The 16,855-nt window shown below is 62.6% G+C and carries 22 protein-coding genes and 1 pseudogene; 22 read left to right on the top strand and 1 reads right to left on the bottom strand.

The features are described from left to right. Window positions 1-28: 28 nt before the first annotated feature. From KYK29_RS05300 to KYK29_RS05215, 18 genes are all read left to right on the top strand, one after another. A complete protein-coding gene (locus KYK29_RS05300; RefSeq protein ID WP_254689790.1) occupies window positions 29-1,249 on the top strand; it encodes a phage portal protein in 1,221 nt (406 codons plus the stop codon). After that, the gene (locus KYK29_RS05295) at window positions 1,242-1,571 is read left to right on the top strand and encodes a gene transfer agent family protein (RefSeq protein WP_254689789.1); all 330 of its coding nucleotides are present in this window, start codon (window positions 1,242-1,244) and stop codon (window positions 1,569-1,571) included. Before KYK29_RS05300 ends, KYK29_RS05295 begins: the two co-directional genes overlap by 8 nt. Continuing rightward, window positions 1,568-2,101 (top strand): HK97 family phage prohead protease, encoded by a 534-nt coding sequence (locus KYK29_RS05290; protein ID WP_254689788.1) that lies wholly within the window; start codon window positions 1,568-1,570, stop codon window positions 2,099-2,101. Before KYK29_RS05295 ends, KYK29_RS05290 begins: the two co-directional genes overlap by 4 nt. After that, entirely contained in the window at window positions 2,098-3,258 is a 1,161-nt protein-coding gene (locus KYK29_RS05285; RefSeq protein WP_254689787.1) for a phage major capsid protein, read from the top strand. The genes KYK29_RS05290 and KYK29_RS05285 overlap by 4 nt, the downstream gene beginning before the upstream one ends. 30 nt (window positions 3,259-3,288) lie before the next feature. Then, entirely contained in the window at window positions 3,289-3,675 is a 387-nt protein-coding gene (locus KYK29_RS05280) for a hypothetical protein (RefSeq protein ID WP_254689786.1), read from the top strand. Window positions 3,676-3,705: 30 nt separating this feature from the next. After that, window positions 3,706-4,443, top strand: coding sequence for an Ig domain-containing protein (locus KYK29_RS05275; RefSeq protein WP_254689785.1), 738 nt, complete (start codon window positions 3,706-3,708; stop codon window positions 4,441-4,443). Further along, window positions 4,440-5,024: a hypothetical protein gene (locus KYK29_RS05270; protein ID WP_254689784.1), complete on the top strand. Its 585-nt coding sequence runs from the start codon at window positions 4,440-4,442 to the stop codon at window positions 5,022-5,024. The genes KYK29_RS05275 and KYK29_RS05270 overlap by 4 nt, the downstream gene beginning before the upstream one ends. A 1-nt stretch (window position 5,025) precedes the next feature. Beyond that, window positions 5,026-5,244 carry a helix-turn-helix domain-containing protein gene (locus KYK29_RS05265; RefSeq protein ID WP_254689783.1) on the top strand — a complete coding sequence of 73 codons (219 nt, stop codon included), beginning with the start codon at window positions 5,026-5,028 and terminating at the stop codon, window positions 5,242-5,244. Continuing rightward, window positions 5,244-5,582: an HNH endonuclease signature motif containing protein gene (locus KYK29_RS05260; RefSeq protein ID WP_254689782.1), complete on the top strand. Its 339-nt coding sequence runs from the start codon at window positions 5,244-5,246 to the stop codon at window positions 5,580-5,582. Before KYK29_RS05265 ends, KYK29_RS05260 begins: the two co-directional genes overlap by 1 nt. Continuing rightward, a complete protein-coding gene (locus KYK29_RS05255) occupies window positions 5,579-6,142 on the top strand; it encodes a hypothetical protein (protein ID WP_254689781.1) in 564 nt (187 codons plus the stop codon). The genes KYK29_RS05260 and KYK29_RS05255 overlap by 4 nt, the downstream gene beginning before the upstream one ends. Beyond that, window positions 6,139-6,804 carry a hypothetical protein gene (locus KYK29_RS05250; RefSeq protein ID WP_254689780.1) on the top strand — a complete coding sequence of 222 codons (666 nt, stop codon included), beginning with the start codon at window positions 6,139-6,141 and terminating at the stop codon, window positions 6,802-6,804. Before KYK29_RS05255 ends, KYK29_RS05250 begins: the two co-directional genes overlap by 4 nt. After that, window positions 6,801-7,103: a head-tail connector protein gene (locus tag KYK29_RS05245; RefSeq protein ID WP_254689779.1), complete on the top strand. Its 303-nt coding sequence runs from the start codon at window positions 6,801-6,803 to the stop codon at window positions 7,101-7,103. Before KYK29_RS05250 ends, KYK29_RS05245 begins: the two co-directional genes overlap by 4 nt. A gap of 2 nt (window positions 7,104-7,105) precedes the next feature. Next, entirely contained in the window at window positions 7,106-7,510 is a 405-nt protein-coding gene (locus KYK29_RS05240) for an HK97-gp10 family putative phage morphogenesis protein (RefSeq protein ID WP_254689778.1), read from the top strand. Beyond that, window positions 7,507-7,917 (top strand): DUF3168 domain-containing protein, encoded by a 411-nt coding sequence (locus tag KYK29_RS05235; protein WP_254689777.1) that lies wholly within the window; start codon window positions 7,507-7,509, stop codon window positions 7,915-7,917. The genes KYK29_RS05240 and KYK29_RS05235 overlap by 4 nt, the downstream gene beginning before the upstream one ends. Further along, window positions 7,914-8,240, top strand: coding sequence for a phage head closure protein (locus tag KYK29_RS05230; RefSeq protein WP_254689776.1), 327 nt, complete (start codon window positions 7,914-7,916; stop codon window positions 8,238-8,240). Before KYK29_RS05235 ends, KYK29_RS05230 begins: the two co-directional genes overlap by 4 nt. Before the next feature lie 69 nt (window positions 8,241-8,309). Beyond that, window positions 8,310-9,908 (top strand): terminase large subunit, encoded by a 1,599-nt coding sequence (locus tag KYK29_RS05225; RefSeq protein ID WP_254690084.1) that lies wholly within the window; start codon window positions 8,310-8,312, stop codon window positions 9,906-9,908. 9 nt (window positions 9,909-9,917) lie between these two features. Next, window positions 9,918-13,565 (top strand): tape measure protein, encoded by a 3,648-nt coding sequence (locus tag KYK29_RS05220; RefSeq protein WP_254689775.1) that lies wholly within the window; start codon window positions 9,918-9,920, stop codon window positions 13,563-13,565. Between the two features lie 77 nt (window positions 13,566-13,642). After that, on the top strand, window positions 13,643-14,569 hold the full coding sequence (locus tag KYK29_RS05215) for a hypothetical protein (protein ID WP_254689774.1): 927 nt from the start codon (window positions 13,643-13,645) through the stop codon (window positions 14,567-14,569). Between the two features lie 10 nt (window positions 14,570-14,579). Here the strand turns inward: KYK29_RS05215 and KYK29_RS22540 are convergent, their stop codons facing one another. Beyond that, on the bottom strand, window positions 14,580-14,879 hold the full coding sequence (locus tag KYK29_RS22540; protein WP_367880966.1) for an Arc family DNA-binding protein: 300 nt from the start codon (window positions 14,877-14,879) through the stop codon (window positions 14,580-14,582). Between the two features lie 90 nt (window positions 14,880-14,969). On the opposite strand from KYK29_RS22540, the gene KYK29_RS05210 reads away from it, so the two are divergent. The 4 genes and pseudogenes from KYK29_RS05210 (at window position 14,970) to KYK29_RS05200 (ending at window position 16,786) form a co-directional block, all read left to right on the top strand. Continuing rightward, complete coding sequence (locus KYK29_RS05210; protein ID WP_254689773.1) at window positions 14,970-15,122, top strand: Arc family DNA-binding protein; 153 nt, start codon at window positions 14,970-14,972, stop codon at window positions 15,120-15,122. Beyond that, entirely contained in the window at window positions 15,122-15,361 is a 240-nt protein-coding gene (locus tag KYK29_RS05205; RefSeq protein ID WP_254689772.1) for a hypothetical protein, read from the top strand. The genes KYK29_RS05210 and KYK29_RS05205 overlap by 1 nt, the downstream gene beginning before the upstream one ends. Further along, window positions 15,354-15,563 (top strand): annotated as a pseudogene (locus KYK29_RS22535) (helix-turn-helix domain-containing protein); the annotation flags it as partial. The gene KYK29_RS05205 and the pseudogene KYK29_RS22535, both read left to right, overlap by 8 nt. A gap of 23 nt (window positions 15,564-15,586) precedes the next feature. Beyond that, window positions 15,587-16,786, top strand: a complete 1,200-nt coding sequence (locus KYK29_RS05200; protein ID WP_254689771.1) for a tyrosine-type recombinase/integrase — start codon at window positions 15,587-15,589, stop codon at window positions 16,784-16,786. The last annotated feature ends 69 nt before the right edge of the window (window positions 16,787-16,855 follow it).

Here is a 16,855-nt window from a genome sequence, read left to right as displayed (position 1 = left end):
AGCCACGTATTCACCGGGATCGTGGCGAGTGTTCCATTTCTTCAAGCAGCGCAGGGCCGAACAGGCAGGAAGTGAAATCAATTTCACTCCCGCCGAAACCCGTTCGCTTGCCGACCCCGCGCCGTGGTTGCTGGACCTGTTCGGCGCGACCCCGGCGTTGTCGGGCGTCACGGTCAATCCCTCCACCGCCATGCGCTCCACGCCCGTCCGCGCCGCCGTGGGGGCGATCAGCGAGGCCATCGGCGGGCTTCCCCTCCACGTCTACCGCCGCGACGGCGATGCACGGGAGCGCGCCCCGGAACATCCCGCCTATGCCCTCCTGCATGATCAGGCGAACGAATGGACCCCAGCCGCGATGTTCCGCGAACAGGTCACGCGGGACGCCCTCCTTCACGGCAACGGATATGGCTTCATCAACCGACAGGACGGACAGCCTCGCGAACTGATCCGGCTGGCACCGACCGCCGTCACGGTGGAACTGGACCGCACCACGTCCGAACCTCTCTACCGGCTCAGCGACGGCGCGACGAACCGCGTGATTGATCGCCGGGACATCCTCCATATCGCCGCCCCGTCCATCGACGGCGTGAAGGGCGCGTCCCCGGTGATGGAGTGCAAGGAGGCCATCGCCCTTGCGATCACGATGGAGCGCCACGCCGCCCGCCTGTTCGGACGCGGGGGCCGTCCGTCCGGCCTGTTGAAGTTCCCCCAGCGCCTTGGCGCGGAAACGGCGAAGCGCATCAAGGCATCGTGGCAGGCCGCGCATGCCGGGGAGAACTCAGGCGGAACCGCCGTGCTGGAGGAGGGTGGCGAGTTCCAAGCCCTGACCCTGAACAGCGTGGATGCGCAGTTCCAACAGCTTTGGCAGCATTCCATCCTCGAAATCTGCCGCGTGTTCCGCGTGCCGCCGCACATGGTGTTCGAGCTTGGCCGCGCGACGTGGGGCAACGCCGCCGAAATGGGCGCGACCTTCCTTCGCTTCACGCTGGACCGATGGTTGAAGGCTTGGCAGGGCGAAGTCCGGTTGAAGCTGATCGCGCCGGAAGACCGGGGAACCTTCTATGCGGAGTTCCTGACGGACGATCTTCTGCGCACCGATCTTGCTGCCCGCGCCACCGCCTATTCCACGCTGATCGCCGCCCGTGTCCTGAACCCGAACGAAGTCCGGGCGATGGAGAACCGCCCCCCGTATGCAGGCGGGGACCAGTTCATCAATCCGAACACGACCGCAGGGGGCACGGATGCGTGAGGCCCCCAGTCATCGCCAGTTCTTTGGGGACGCGGAACGCGACTTCCGCCTGAACGCCGATCTTGTCACCGAACTGGAACGCAAGACCGGCGCGGGCATCGGTGGCCTGTCGCGGCGCATGTTCGCAGGTGAGTTCAAGCACCAAGAGCTTCTTGAACTCGTGCGGCTGGGGCTGATCGGCGGCGGGGAAAGCCCTGCCGTGGCCGCGTCCCTTGTCGCCGTCTATGCCGCGCCGCTCCCGATCATGGACCTATACGCGCTCGCCTTGCCGGTCATCGAAACCGTGATGTTCGGCCACGTCCAGAAGGAGGGCGTGGAATGACCCGCCAGAACGATCATCTGGATTGCGAAGTCCGGTTCTCGCCTCCCGCCGAAGACGGGACGATTGAGGGCGTGGCCGTCCGCTTCGACGTGATCGACAGCTATCGGACCAGCTTCGACCGCCGCGCCTTCGCATGGGAGGGCGACCGTCTCCCCATGTTGTGGAACCACCGCACGGACGAAGTGGTCGGGAGCGTCCGCGCCGTGTCCGTGGACGGCGACGGGCTGAAAGTCCGGGGACGGTTGAACATGGAAGTTCAGCGGGCACGGGAAATCCGCGCCATGCTGATCGCGGGCGACATTTCGGGTCTCAGCATCGGCTTCCGCCGCCTTGCCGACGAACCCCGCGCCAAGGGCATCCGCCACATCACCAAGGCGGAACTGGTCGAAGTCTCCTTCGTCGCCATGCCTTCCGTCCCCGGCTCCCGCGTCACCAGCGTCCGCGTCCACCAAGAACCCAGCCACGCGAGCGCCGTGGCTTTCGTCAATGCCATCCGCAAGGCCACGCGCTCATTGGAGACCCTGAAATGACCAAGCACCAGAAGATCGAGACCCGTTCGGCGCTCCCGATTGAAACCCGTGAAGACGATCCGCTTGCCGCCGCGACGGCAGCAGTGGAGGAACTTCGCAGCGCCGCCGAACAGCACCGCACCCAGCTTGACGAACGGCTGGCGACCGAACTGCGCACCGTCACCGACCGCATCGCCGGTATCGAGACGCGGCTGAACCGTCCGGGCACTCAGCAGGAACAGCGCAACGAACCCGCCGCCGAAACGCGGGCGTTCGGAACCTACCTGCGCATGGGCGACCGCGCACCCGCCGACGAACTTCGCGCCCTCACCGTCTCCAGCGATCCGCAGGGCGGCTATCTGGCACCCGCCGAAATGTCCGGGGAGTTCATCCGCGACCTGACCCTGTTCAGCCCGGTTCGTTCCGTCGCCAGCATCCGCAGCACGGGCGCACCGTCCGTGATCTATCCGAAGCGGACCAGCATCACGAACGCCAAGTGGAAGGGCGAAGGGCAGGCACAGGAGGCCAGCGAGCCGGGGTTTGGTCAGGCTGAAATCGTCGTGAAGGAAGTCAACACGTTCGTGGACGTGTCGAACCAGCTTCTGGCGGACAGCGCGGGACAGGCCGAACAGGAAGTCCGGTTGGCCCTTGCCGAAGACTTCGGACAGAAGGAAGGCGCGGCGTTCGTCAACGGCGATGGTGCGTTGCAGCCGGAAGGGTTCATGGTCAATGCGGCCATCACGCACTTCCTGAACGGCCACGCCACGAACCTGTCGGCGGATGCGTTGATCGGCCTGCTTTACAGCCTCCCGGCTCCCTACCGGAACGCGGGATCGTGGGCGATGAACGGAACCACGCTCGCGACCGTCCGCCGCCTGAAAGACGGACAGGGCAACTACCTGTGGCAACCGTCCTATCAGGCAGGCCAGCCGGAAACCCTGCTTGGCCGTCCCGTGGTCGAAATGATGGACATGGCGGACGTGGCGTCGGGAGCCTTCCCGATCATCTACGGCGATTTCAGCGGCTACCGCATCGTGGACCGCGTGGCCCTGTCCATTCTGGTCAACCCGTATCTGCTCGCCACGAACGGCATGACGCGCATCCACGCCACGCGGCGCGTCGGCGGCGGGGTCATTCAGGCCGCCAAGTTCCGCAAGCTGAAAATGGCGACCTCCTAACCAGCGCCGAACCTCGAAAGGACCACTCCCATGCGTGACCTCGCATCCAACATCGGCGCTGTTGCAGCCCTTGCACCCGCCGTCCAGTCCGCCGCCGCCAACGGTGCGGCAATCGACACGCTCGGCTTCAACGGCGTGGCCTTCATCCTGAACACCGGGGCCATCGCTGGCGACGGCGAGTTCGGGGCCAAGGTTCAGGAAAGCGACACGGACGTGTCCGGTGACTTCACCGACGCAGACGCTTCGCACGTGGACAGCACCGCACCGGCCACCCTCGCAGCCGCCAGCACCTACAAGCTCGGCTACCGGGGCCACAAACGGTTCGTCCGTCTCGCCCTCACCAAGGCGGGTGGAACGTCCATCGCAGCCGGGGCCGTCGCCATCCTCGGCCACGCCGCGTCCCGGCCTGTCGCCTGAACCCGTCTCCATCCTGAAAGGCACTGATCAATGTCTATCCAAACGACTGCAAAGAGCCGGGTCTTCATCGGCAACCCGAACGCCACAATCGCCCTCCTGAACGAATATGAGGGCGAGGACTGGACCGAAATCAAGGAAGTCGAAGACCTCGGGGAATGGGGCGCGGAAGGCACGGAAGTCACCTTCCTGTCGCTTGCCGATGGTCACGTGCGCCGCCGCAAGGGGTCCATCGACAGCGGCACCGTCGCCCTGATCGTGGGGCGTGACCCGTCCGACCCCGGCCAGAACAAGACCCGCGCCGCCGTCGAAGACTGGATGCCCTATTCCTTCAAGGTTGTCCTGAACGACAAGCCGACCCCCACGGGCGAGAACACCGTGTTCTATTTCCGCGCCCCGGTCATGTCGGCACGCAACAGCTTCGGGACCGCAGACGAGATCACCAAGACAACGTTCAGCCTTGGCATCGACGGGGCCATTCTGGAGGTTCCCGCCGCGCCTGTCGTCACCATGTCCCCGGCATCGGGCGCACTGGCGGGGGCGAGCGAAGGCAACGCCTATTCCGCCACCGTCACCGCGTCGGGCGGCATCGGCACCGTGTCGTATGCGGTCACGGCGGGCACCCTTCCGGCTGGCCTGACCCTGAATGCGGCAACGGGCGCGATCAGCGGCACGCCGTCCGCCGCTGGCACGTCGAACTTCACCATCACCGCGACCTATACCGGCTCAGGTGAAGCCGAAGGCGAATACAGCATCGTGGTTTCGGCATGACGAAGCTGGCGGACGACATCACCGTCCGCATCGGGGGCGAGGCCATCACGCTTCGCCCCTGTCTTCGCTTTGCGATCAGGCTGGAGCGCCGGGAAGGTTCCTTCTCCAGCCTTTCGCGGGAGATCATGGACGGAAGCCTGTCCGCCGCCGTGGAGATCGTCCGCGACCACACTGACCTGTCGGACCTCCCCCAGCGCATCCTTGAAACCGGCGTTGCTCGCCTCGCCAATCCCCTGTTGCTCTATGTGATGGCGCTGGCGGGGATCGACCCCGACGACGCCCCGGCCAATGACCACGTGAAGCCGGTCAAGCAGCGGCGGGACACGCCATTCTCCGAATACCTCGCCAGCCTTTACCGCATCGGAACGGGATGGCTCGGCTGGACCCCGACAGAGACGCTGGACGCGACCCCAGCGGAGATCATGGAAGCCTACAAGGGCAGGCTCGACCTCCTGCGCTCCATCTTCGGGGGCAAGGACGACACTATCGACAAGCAGTCCGACATGCCGCTGGACGACAAGTTCAAGGTGGCATTCGGCTCCTTCGGCACCACTGTCGTCAAGCGAGGGAGGGCCGCGTGAAATGGCACGTCCTTCCGACTTCTGGCGCAACCTCCTTCGCGAATTGATGGCTGAACACGGCGTGTCCATGCGCCGCCTTGGGCGCATCACCGGCATCAACCGGAAGGCCATCGCGCGCTTCCTCCACGGCCACGGCTCCCTTCCGATGGACCGGCTGGAAACCGTCCTTGCCGTCTTCGACTACGTGCTTGGCGTGGTCCCTCGAAAGGAGCGCCCGTGATGCCGATGCGCGCCCCCTCGATACGTTCATGCGGATGCGTGCTCGCACCGGGCGAACGTTGCCAGCACTCCATTCAGCGGGACCGGGAGCGGAAAGCCCGGTTCGATCAGCAGCGCCCCAACGCACGGGAACGGGGCTACACGTCGAAATGGCAGAAGGAGGCCAAAGCCTTCCTTGCCGCCAATCCCCGTTGCGTCATGTGCGGCGCACCCTCGCAAGTCGTGGATCACAAGACGCCGCATCGTGGCGACCGTCGCCTGTTCTGGTCACGGTCCAACTGGCAACCCCTATGCACGCCCTGCCACTCCAGCCGCAAGCAGCGGGAGGAACGGCGATGATGCCTCCCTTCGCTACCAAGAAGGCCCCAATCCGCCACCTGTTCAGGGGCACGTGGTTCAGCGTTGCGGAGATCGCAGCGGCCACCGGCATGAGCGTGCGGACCATTCAGCGCCGCCTAGAAAACGGCGTTGCCCTCGACATGCCGCGCCGGACGCCGGGGCCGAAGCGCAAGCGATACGAGTTTCGGGGATGTAGCCTGACCATCAAGGAGATTGCCGCCCTCACGGGATGGAGCGTCACCAAGACCCGCACCCGTGTCAGCGGCAACCGTGTCCTTGAGGGCGAGGACATGCACATGACGGACCTGCTCAAGGACAACCTTGTCCTTCTCACCTTCAAGGGCAGGACGGACACGGTGGCGGGATGGTCTCAGCGGCTGGGGATCACGGATGCCACCCTACGCAACCGGATCAATCGGGGCTGGAGCATAGAGCGCGCCCTCACTGAACCCCCGATGCGCCCGAACGAACGCTTCGTCTTCAAGCACAACCGCCGTGTCATCCGCCGCATCGCAGCCACCTTTCGTGCTTGCCCCGATCTTGCGGAGTTCTTGGCATGACGCGCTGGTCAGACAGCCCAATCAGTTCGTGCTCGCGTCGGTCGATTGTATTGGCTGCTGCTGAACCTGAACAAATGGTCCCGGTTCTTTTGGCAGGTCTTGAAGTCGCCTTCGCCGGATATGTAGCTGATCAGTCTGTCGGAGTTGAGGCACACCGGGCAAATGAAGTGGATTGGCTGGCCGTTCGCCTGATCTTCTCTCAGCCTGAAAACCACATCATGCTGACCAGTCTCGAAAAGCTCGTAACGGGCTTTCTCCCTCTCGTAGTCATCCTGCCGTTTCCACTCGCGGCTAAGGGCTTTGAGGGCTTCGCTAAGCTGAACATTCATCATGTTCGCAGCCGTCAATTCGGTCGCGAGTGTATTGAGAAGCGTCTGAGCTTCGCTGTTGTCAGGCTTCTTGTCGGCAGCGAGCAACTTCTTGACGGCTTCGACTGTGGAAACAGCCTTCCCGGTGGCACCCAATGCCGTCGAAGCAAGGCCAAGCACACTTTCAATCGAACTGAAGTCCATCTGATCACGTCTCCGATCAACGAAGAACAAGCCTACATCCGCGCACGGCCTACTACCAGCATGACCGGGGGAGCATCCAAGACTTTCCCCAGTTCCATGGGGACCGGCGGGGGGAGGCACGAAACAGATTTGGAAGGGAAATCGGCATGAGCGTGATCACCGTCGAAGACGCGAAGGCGCACATGAATGTCACCACGGACGCCGATGATGACCTGATCGCGGGGAAGATCGGGGCGGCGGAAGCGTGGATCGGGAAATTCGTTGGGTCCGCGCTGGACGATGCCGAAGCCTTTCCCGATGGCACCCCCGAACCGATCAGGGAAGCGACCCGCCAGCTTGTTGCCTATTGGTATGAACAGCGGGAGGCCGTGCTGATTGGCATCACCGCCGACGAAGTTCCGTTCGGCGTCGTGGACCTCCTGAACCCCTTTCGCGAATGGGTCTTCTGACTATGAGCGCGCAATCCCGCAAACTCGCCCGCCGCCTTGCCGCCATCCCCGCCGCCGTCAAACAGGCGGTTGTTCCCGCCCTCTTGAAGTCGGGGGAGGAACTGGCGGCACGGATGAAGCACCTTGCGCCGAAGGACACCGGGGCGCTGGCGGACAGCATCGCCGTCACCCCGCCCGGTAGCAGCACGCCGCCCTATTCCCAGCCGGGAGGCTCCCGCGTGGCGGCGGAAAACCAAGTGCTGGTCACGGCGGGCAATGACGGCGTTCGGTATCCGCACCTTGTCGAGCACGGCACGGCGGACGCTCCAGCGCAGCCGTATTTCTGGCCTGCCTATCGCCTGTCGCGGACGCGCATCGCGAACCGCATCAAGCGGGCGGCACGCAAGGCCGTGAGGGAGGCGACATGACCGAACCCTCCCTTCCGCTACAGGCCGCAATCCGCGCACGCCTTGTCGCCGCCAGCGCCGTCACGTCCATCATCCCCGCGTCTGCTATCGTGGATAGGAACGCCACGCCCGCCTTGGACAACTCCATCGTGATCGGGGAGGCCATGACCGGGCCGGACGATGGCCTTGCCCGCCACCGTCACATGATCGTCGCGGACGTGCATGTCTGGCGGAAGGAGCCGGGGCTTGTCGGGACGAAGCAGGTTGTCGGCGCGATCCGTGCCGCCCTGTCGGACGGTCCCCTTTCCGTTCCGGGCTTTCATGTCGTGGACCTGCGCATCGCCTCCAGCCGGTTCTTACGCGATCCGGGCGGGCATCATTCTCACGGCATCCTGTCCTTGGAAGCCCGGCTTGTGGAGATCGCATGATGCGCGCCGGGAAGCTCACCAAGACCATCGTCATTCAGCGCGTCACCACCACCGTGGACGAATACGGCACCCCGATTGAGGGCTGGACGACCGTCGCCACCGTGCGCGCCGACCTCATTCAGTCATCCGTGGAGGAGTTCATGCGCTCCTTCGGGATCAGCGCGGAAACCGCCGTCATCTTCCGCATCCGGTATCTGGACGGCGTGACCACCGCCGACCGCGTGACGCATGACGGGCGCTCCTTCGACGTGAAGGAGATCAAGGAGCTTGGACGCAGGGAGGGGCTGGAGCTTCGATGTGTGGCCCAAGGCGCGGGAGTGTGATCCGTGGCCTTGAAGATCATCCGCAAGAAGAAGACCGCGCCGAACCCGTTCCCGGAAATCCCGGACCCGATGGGATACGGGCAACGGGCCGTGGACTTCATCCGGTCCTTGAAGCACCCGCTGTCCAGCGCGCCGGACCATGCGTTTCCGCTGGACCCGTGGGCCGAAAAGATCATCCGCCAGATATACGGACCACGGCACCTGAACGGCTCCCGCATCGTGAAGACCGCCGTGCTTCTGGTCCCGCGCGGCAACCGCAAGACCACGCTCACGGGGGCCATCACCCTGTTGCACGCCAAGGGACCGGAACGCCGCCCCGGTGCGCAGCTTGTCAGTGTCGCGGTGGACAAGAAACAGGCCAAGGGCGTTTTCAAGGAAGTCGCGGGCATGATCGACGGGGACTATGCCTTCGCCCCGAACATCGGGAACAGCGCGAAGACCGTGGACGAAGCACGCGGCGCGAAGATCAGGGACTATGTGTCCAAGATCGTGTTCCCCGGTGGCATCGAATATGAGGCACTGGCGTCCGATGCCGGGACCGCGCAGGGCCGCACCCCCAGCCTGATCATCGCGGACGAAATCCACGCATGGCTGAAACGCGACCCCCGCGAGCTATGGGGCGCGATGCGTGCCGGTGCGGCGAAGGTGGCGAACTCCCTCACTGTCGTGACCACCACGGCGGGAGCCGGACAGGAAAACCTCGCCTTCGACGTGATCGACTATGCGCGCAAGGTGGCGCGGGGCGAGATCGAAGACCCGGCTACGCTGCCAATCCTATTCGAGGCACCGCGCGATGCCGATTGGAAGGACGAAGCCCTGTGGCACGCGGTCAACCCCGGCCTCGCATACGGCTATCCCGATCTTGAAGGGCTTCGCCAGATGGCGCGGGAGGCGGAACACAAGCCGTCCGAACGCTCCATCTTCCAACGCTACCATCTGAACATCTGGCAGGACCATTCGTCCGACCCGTTCGTGGACATGGCGGTTTACGATCAGGGGGCCGAACCCTTCGACCTGTCCGACCTCGAACACGAACCGTGCTGGCTTGCGGTGGACCTGTCCAGTAACAGCGACTTGACCGTGATCGTCGCATGCTGGCGCGACCCCGATCAGGATGACGGCTACATCGTTCATCCGTGGTTCTTTTGCCCTCGGGACAATCTCCACCGCCGTGCCGAACGTGACGGCGTGCCGTATCCCCTATGGGCCGAAGAAGGGTTCATCGAACCGACCCCCGGCAATGTCGTGGACTTCCGCGTCGTGGAAGACACCATTCGCGACCTGTGCGAACGCTTCGACGTGCGGGAAATCGCCTTCGACCCGCACCTTGCCCGCAACATGATGAACACGCTTCGGGAAGACGGCTACCCCGCCGTGGAAATGCGACAGGGCTGGGTCACGATGGCCCCAGCCATCAAAGAACTGGAGCGGGCCATCATCGCGGGCCGCTTCATCCACGGGGGCCACCCGGTCCTTAGATGGTGCTTCGACAACATCGCAGTCGAGACGGACAAGGCGGGCAACAAAGCCTTCCACAAGGGCAAGTCCCGCGACCGCATTGACGGCGCGGTGGCATCCGCCATGGCCGTGGCCCGCGCCGCCACGGGCGAAGACACCCGCTCAATCTATGACAGCGACGAACGGGCCGATGGCCTTCTGGTTTGGTGAGGTAGGATCATGGCCGGTGACACGGAACAGCTAGTCGTCGCTCTTGAAGCCCGCATCCGGGATTTCGAGCGCAATTTCCAGCGTGCCAGCCGCACGGCGGACACACAGTTCAACCGGATCGAACGGCGGGCCAAGCAGTCGGCGGACAGGCTTCAAACCACCTTGCGAAGCTCCACGGCGAACATCAACCGATTGCTCGGCACCATCGGCGCGGGCGTCGGGCTGAATGAACTTCGCCAGCTTGCCGAAAGCTGGAGCGATCTTTCCTCCCGCGTCAACGTCGCCGTGGGGAGCCAAGAGAAGGGCGCGGCTGTCATGGCCCGCCTGTCCACCATCGCCCGCCGCACCTATTCCGACATCGGCAACACCACCGAAGCCTTCATCGCCAACAATCAGGCGCTGAAAGACCTTGGCTACAGCACGCAAACGCAACTCGACTACACCGAAGCCCTGAACAACGCCCTTGTGGTCTCCGGGGCCAAAGGCCAGCGGGCCGAAAGCGTCACGAACGCGCTGGCGAAGGCCATGGCGCTGGGCCAGCTTCGCGGGGAGAACCTGAACACCGTCATCGCCACGGGCGGGCGTGTCGCACAGGCCCTTGCCGATGGCCTTGGCGTCACCGTCAACGAACTGCGCAGGATGGGCGCACAGGGCAAGCTCACGGGCGACGTGATCGTGAAGGCGCTCACGGGGCAGCTTGGCAAGCTCCGGGAAGAAGCGGACGGCATGCCCGCCACCATCACAGACGCGATGGTCATCCTGAAAAACAGCATGACCGAATATGTGGGCAAGGTGGACGAAGCGCATGGCATCACCGCCGCCTTCGCGGACGGCATCATCGGCGTGGCCGACAATATAGACAGCGTGGCGAAGGGCGCTGCCGCTGCCGCCGCTGTCCTGCTTGCGCAGTATGTGCCAGCCCTCGCACGGGCCACCATTGCGCAGGTTGCCGCCGTGGCGACGAACCCTTGGCTTCTGCTTGCAACCGCCATCGGCGGGGCCACCTTCGCCCTTGCCGCCTTCGGGGACGAAATCCGGCCCGTGCAGGGGGAGCTTGCGAACCTCCACGACTATGCGGGCGCTGCATGGGACATGATCCGTGATGGCGCGTCCGATGCCGCCGCCACGGTGCGCGACGTGTTCGTGTCCGCCGTGAACCTAATTGCCGACGCACTCGGCGGGGCAGAGATCAGCGTTGCCGATCTTGCCGACTTCGCCAAGCAGGCCGCGAACACCATCATGAATGCGTTCGTGCTGGTCTACGACACCATCGTCATCACCTTCACCAAGCTGCCGCAGGCCATCGCGGAGGCCGTGCTGAACGCCGTCAACGCCCTGATTGCGGGCGTGGAAAGCGGGCTGAACACGGTCATCGCGGGCGTCAACGCCGCCGTGGAGGCCATCAACGGCGTGGGCGAGCATGTCGGCGTCACGCTCGGCACCATCGGGGACGTGCAGCTTGGCCGCATCGCCAACGGCTATGCCGGGGCCGGTGAAGCGGCGGGTCAAGCCTATCTGGAGGCCCTGCGCAAGGTGACGCGGGATCGTGTGGGCGAAGTGCTGGGCAATATGCGGGAACGGGCGAACGAACGCGCTCGCCAGCGGGAGGCAGGCCAGAACACCGACGCCGACGACACCATCATAGACACGCGGGACGATCCTCGCATCCCGACCCCCGATGCCGCCGACCGCAATGCATTCGAGAAGGAGATTGCCCGCGTCCAGAAGCGCATCGCCATGTTGCAGGCGGAAACCGAAGCACGCCGCAACGCCACCGGCACCTATGAGGAACAGCAACGGGTCATCGAAAAGGCCCGTATGGTTCAGGAGCTTCTGAACGCTGCGCAGGAGGCGGGCGTTGAAATCACCGATGACGTTCGCAGCAAGATCAACTCCCTTGCCGACGACTATTCCGTCGCGGCGGAAGAAGCCCGGAAGCTGGCGAAGTCGCAGCAGGAGGCCGCGCAACGGTCGCAGGAACTGGAGGACGCGAGCAAGGACGCCTTCAAGGGGTTCGTAAAAGACCTGATCGCCGCGAAGTCGCCAGCCGAAGCCCTGTTGAACGCCCTGCAACGCCTGTCCGAAAAGCTCCTCGACATGGCGATGGACGCCTTGTGGGAACAGATATTCGGGGGGAGCCGGGGGAACAACATCTTCTCCACATGGGCCAAGGCGTTCGCCCCGTCCGCGTCGCCCGTGAAATCAATTTCACTCCCCGCGTCGGCTCCGGCCACGGTCGCGGAACAGACCTTCTCGGCTCACCTCGGCAATGTGGAGCGGGCCGCACTTCCCCCGATCACGACGCCTGACCTTGGATTGCGCGGCACGCTCGGCATTGACGGCGCGTCCATCGCTAAGACGGTTCAGCCCGCGATTGCGGACGCCGTGCAACCCGCCATGCAGGACGCGGCCACCAGCTTCGCAAAGTCCATCACGCTCACCCCGCAGGAAATCACCGACCTGAAAAAGACCCTCATGACGGAATGGGTTCCGGGCCAAGGGGACATGCAGGGCAAGGGCATCATCGACACCATCCTGAACCGCAGGGCGTCGGGCCGCTGGGGCAACAGCATCACGGACGTGGTGAACGCCCGCAAGCAGTTCAGCGACGTGAACGGGCCACCGGCATGGAAGCACGGGCGCAATTCGGTTGATCAGCTTTCCGTCAACGATCCGCGCTATGCGAGGGCATCGCGCCTTGTGGATGAATACCTTCCCCAGCGCGCGGCGGGGACACCCTCCGGCGTGGGCGACCACCTGAACTATGCGAACCGGGCATATTCGACCCCGAACAACTTCGCATGGATCGACAAGCTACAGGGGCCAAGGTTCGGGGGCCACAAGCACGGCACCACGGCGGACCTTGAACGCTTCCGCCCCGGTGACTTCGGGGTTCAGCTTCCGAAGGAGACCGTGCCGCCCGGTCTCGACATGAACACAACCGGCTCCATCGCCGCGCAGCAGGCACAGGAGGCCGCGCAGAAGGCCGTTCAGGAACAGCTTGAAGCCCAGAAGCGCCTTGCCGAACAGATGGCTGCAACGCAGCAGGCCACGCAGTCCATGCAGATGCCAATCCAGAACATCGGCACGGCGGCAACGCAGGTTGTGCCGAACCTTGGCGGGCTCGGGCAGAACCTGTCTTCGCTCATGGGGCCGCTTGCGCAGGCTCCAGCCGCGACGGGGGCGTTCTCCGATGCCCTCATGCAGATGATACGGCAGATGATGACACAGAAGGGCATGGGGATGCTTGGCGGCTTCCTCGGCTTCGCGGATGGCGGACACGTCCGGGGACCGGGAACGGCGACCAGTGATAGCATCCCGGCCATGCTGTCGGACGGGGAGTTCGTGGTGAACGCCAAGGCCACGAAGAAGCACCGCGCCGCGCTGGAGGCGATCAACAGCGGGAAGACCATCGGCCTCGCATCCGGGGGCTTCGTCGGCGGGAGCCTGTCCAACACCTATGCCCCCAGCCTCGCCATCAACGTCCAAGGTTCGGGGAACCAGAAACAGGACGCCGCCCTTGCCGGGATGATCGCGGACACCGTGGACAAGACCTTGAAGGCCAATCAGCCCCGCGACGGAGTTCGCATGTCGAAGTCGCAGGCCCTCGCCAAGCAGGCACAGGAAATGCAGCACGCGGCGGGGCGGAATGGGTAATGCATTCGCACCGTATCTCATAGCAGTTGACCAGAGGCGCGATATGAGAAACCCTGTCTTCCTAGGAGGCGGGCAATATGGTTCGGACAGCTACATTCTTTTTTGCGTTAGTTTGTTGCGGATACTCATATGCCGCAGAGGATGCAGTCGCCCGCTATCGAGACTATCTTCCGCGTCAAATCGTTGACATGCCGGAAAGCGACCGATCTAGTTCCGTTCCCATGATGTATATCGGCGCTGCAAATCTGGCGGTGTCGGAAGCCGGCGATGTTGTCATGCAGGCAAACCTAAATGCATTGATGTATAACGGTTTAGCGGATTACGAAGCGGCAAAGAAGGCGTTTCAGGAAGACCTTGGAGAGAAGGCTACTGGCGAACTTACGGTTCACCAAATTCACACCCTTGGCTACAGAGCATCCCGTAGGAATATGACTTATGTCAGCTTTTTTCCTTTTGATTTCGGCGGCGTAATCACCGAAAGTTGGGCTTCCGTGAAGGGAACAGCCAAAATCCTTGATGAAAGGATCGCCTATCCGATCAACCACTTAGTTATCGAATGCGAGCGCGCAGCAAACAGATGTAACTATCGGCAGATTGCCTTGACGTTGCCCGACGAAACCTCATGGACGCAATCCTATAGCGTCGGGCAGATCGCAAATGAGAGCTACCGAATTACTCGCTGGGAAAACAATCAGATTGACGCGGTTCCCTATGAAGTCACAGGTTGCCGCATCAATCAGCTAAGCCTGAATTTCAATACCAATGAGTTTTTTGAAATTGCCAGAAACAACACGTCTGGCGATTGTGAAACCTTGCTAGGAGTGACCCTGCCACGCCTAGAAAAACCTCGCATGTCGCAGATTGTGGAAGGGCGGGACATCATTGATGCGGAGTTCAAGCGCATCAATGACGAAGCATTCGAGTTCCTGTCCAGCGACTTTCGCGCGCGTATCGCAGCGCTTAAGCGCGAGCGCCTTGGCTCAACGGCCAAAACGTCACAGTGACGTTGCGCGGCTAACCCTTCTTGCGACCGGGCAGCAGATGTTGCGTCCGCGTGTCGATTTCCCCGACCTGCCCCCTAACGGCTTGAAGCTCGGACATCACCTTTCCGAACTTCTCCTGTAGGTCCGCGAGTTCTTCCTCCAGTTGGTGCAAAGGGGTAGGGGGCAAGCCTGTTACCTGCCCTTGGAAGCTCGCCTCCAGCCGTTGGACTATCTCCCCATTCCACGACCTGTTCGCTGCCGTCGCGGCGGCTTCTATGCGCTCCTTCAAAACGCGAGGGAGCCTGATCTTCATTTGCGCATCTTCGGTCATGGTCCGGTCATAGACCGAAGTGGTTTTGACTTCAATTCACGAACCTGATAAAACCAAACTGGTTCAATAGTGGACCAACAAGGAGAAGCCATGCGCGAGCTAGTTACATTCAGCATCCGCGTTCCGTCCGACCTCAAAGAGAAGCTGGCGGAACAGGCAACCCGCAATGATCGAACTTTGAACGGGGAGGTTCTTCAAATCCTGAAAGCTGCCCTCGCCACCGCCGTGAAGGAGGCCGCGTGATGGCGTGGCAACCTTTTATGCGAGCATTAGGTCGCGACTATGATGGCCGCAATGACGAAACCCGTGTTTTTTTCGTGGGGTATCAAGAAGGCTACTACGGTTCTCCCATGCGCCCCGGCAACCTCCCAAGAGCCTACAGCGAAGGCTATGGGGATGGTGTTGCCGACCGTGGCGACGGCAACGTGATCCGCTTCCCCCGTGGCGGTATCTTCATCCCGAAGGGGAAAAGGGATGCCTAAGACGGGCGGCATGAAGGCCGTCATTCAGATGATGCGGGGCGTTCCAGCGAAACCGGCTTCCGACCGCATGTCGGAACAGAAAGCCGCCGATTGGCTAGGCGTGTCCGTGTTCACCCTACAGAGGATCAGGAAGCGCGGGGAGATCGGCCACGCCAAGGTTGGCAACCGCGCCCAATACACCCTCGAAGACCTTCAATCCTACGTAACAAGTAAGAGTTCAAAGCCATGTCAGAAGACCGTTTCCAAATCGGAGCCTACTACCTCTCCCAGCACAAAAACTCCCCTGTATGGAAAGCCACTTGGTTCGACGCCACTTCCCGACAAACAATCCGCCGTTCTCTTGGCACAGAAGACTTTCAAGAAGCCCAAATCCGTCTAGCGGAGTTCGTCACCAAGCAGGCGACGTTCAAGGACCATACTCCGGCTGAAATGCCGTTGGCGACGATCCTTGTCCGGTATTGGGAGAACCACGCGAAGAACATCCCATCCAGCGAAGCGGCGCAATATGCCCTTGGCTATTGGAACGAGTTTTGGGGGGAGGCGACCGTCGCAGACCTCACCATTCCCCGACAGAAGGAGTTCATCGCGTGGCTGAAAGCCAAGGGCTACAGCAACAGCTACGTGAGCCGCACCATGTCCGTGGGGCGTGCTGCAATCCGCATGGCGTGGAAGCATGGGGAAATCACGTCCGCACCCTTCATCATGGATGAACCAGATAGGTCCGATGCCAAGGAGCCTTACCGCCTCAACAAGGATGAAATGAAGACGTTCCTCACCAAGGTGCAGGGATGGCCGCACCTGTATGCCTACACCGTCATCGCTCTGAACACGCTGGGAAGGCCGGACGCTATCCTTGACCTTGCCCCGGCACAGGTGGACCTTGACGACCTTCGCATCAACCTGAACCCGAAGGGCAGAAAACAGACGAAGAAGTATCGGCCAATCGTGCCGATCACGGACACGCTGCTTCCGTTTGTCCAGCAGCGTGGCGTGAAGCGTTTCGTGAACTGGCACGGAAACCCAATTGAGAGCATCAATCAGGGCTTCAAGACCGTGGTGCGGGCCGCTGGGCTTAACGATGAAATCAATCCCTACAGCCTTCGGCATACGATGGCGAAGGAACTTCGCAAGCGCGGCGTCCCTGCATGGGAGGTAGAGGGGCTTCTAGGCCATCGTAGAGCGGGTGTCACGGAAACCTATGCGGTCTATGCGCCCGACTATCTGTCGCAGGGCAGGGAAGCGATTGATGCCTACTTCGCAGACTTGGGCGTGTCACTGCCCGTGCCGAAAGGGCTTTGCGTGTCAGTTGCGTGTCAGTCGCCAGAAACAGAAAAAACCGCCGAAGCGGTTTCATCAACAAAATCAAGGGGCCGAATGGTGGGCGTGACAGGGATTGAACCTGTGACCCCTACGATGTCAACGTAACGGGCAGAAGCTGAAACCCGCAGGAAACCTAGGAAAACCGTGGAAGATCAAGGGCGAACGTCTGACGAA

The organism is Shinella daejeonensis, from assembly GCF_024281235.1.
Taxonomy (GTDB): Bacteria; Pseudomonadota; Alphaproteobacteria; order Rhizobiales; family Rhizobiaceae; genus Shinella; species Shinella daejeonensis.
The sequence above is the reverse complement of the archived record's forward strand: the minus strand, read 5'-3'. Positions and strand labels throughout refer to the sequence as shown.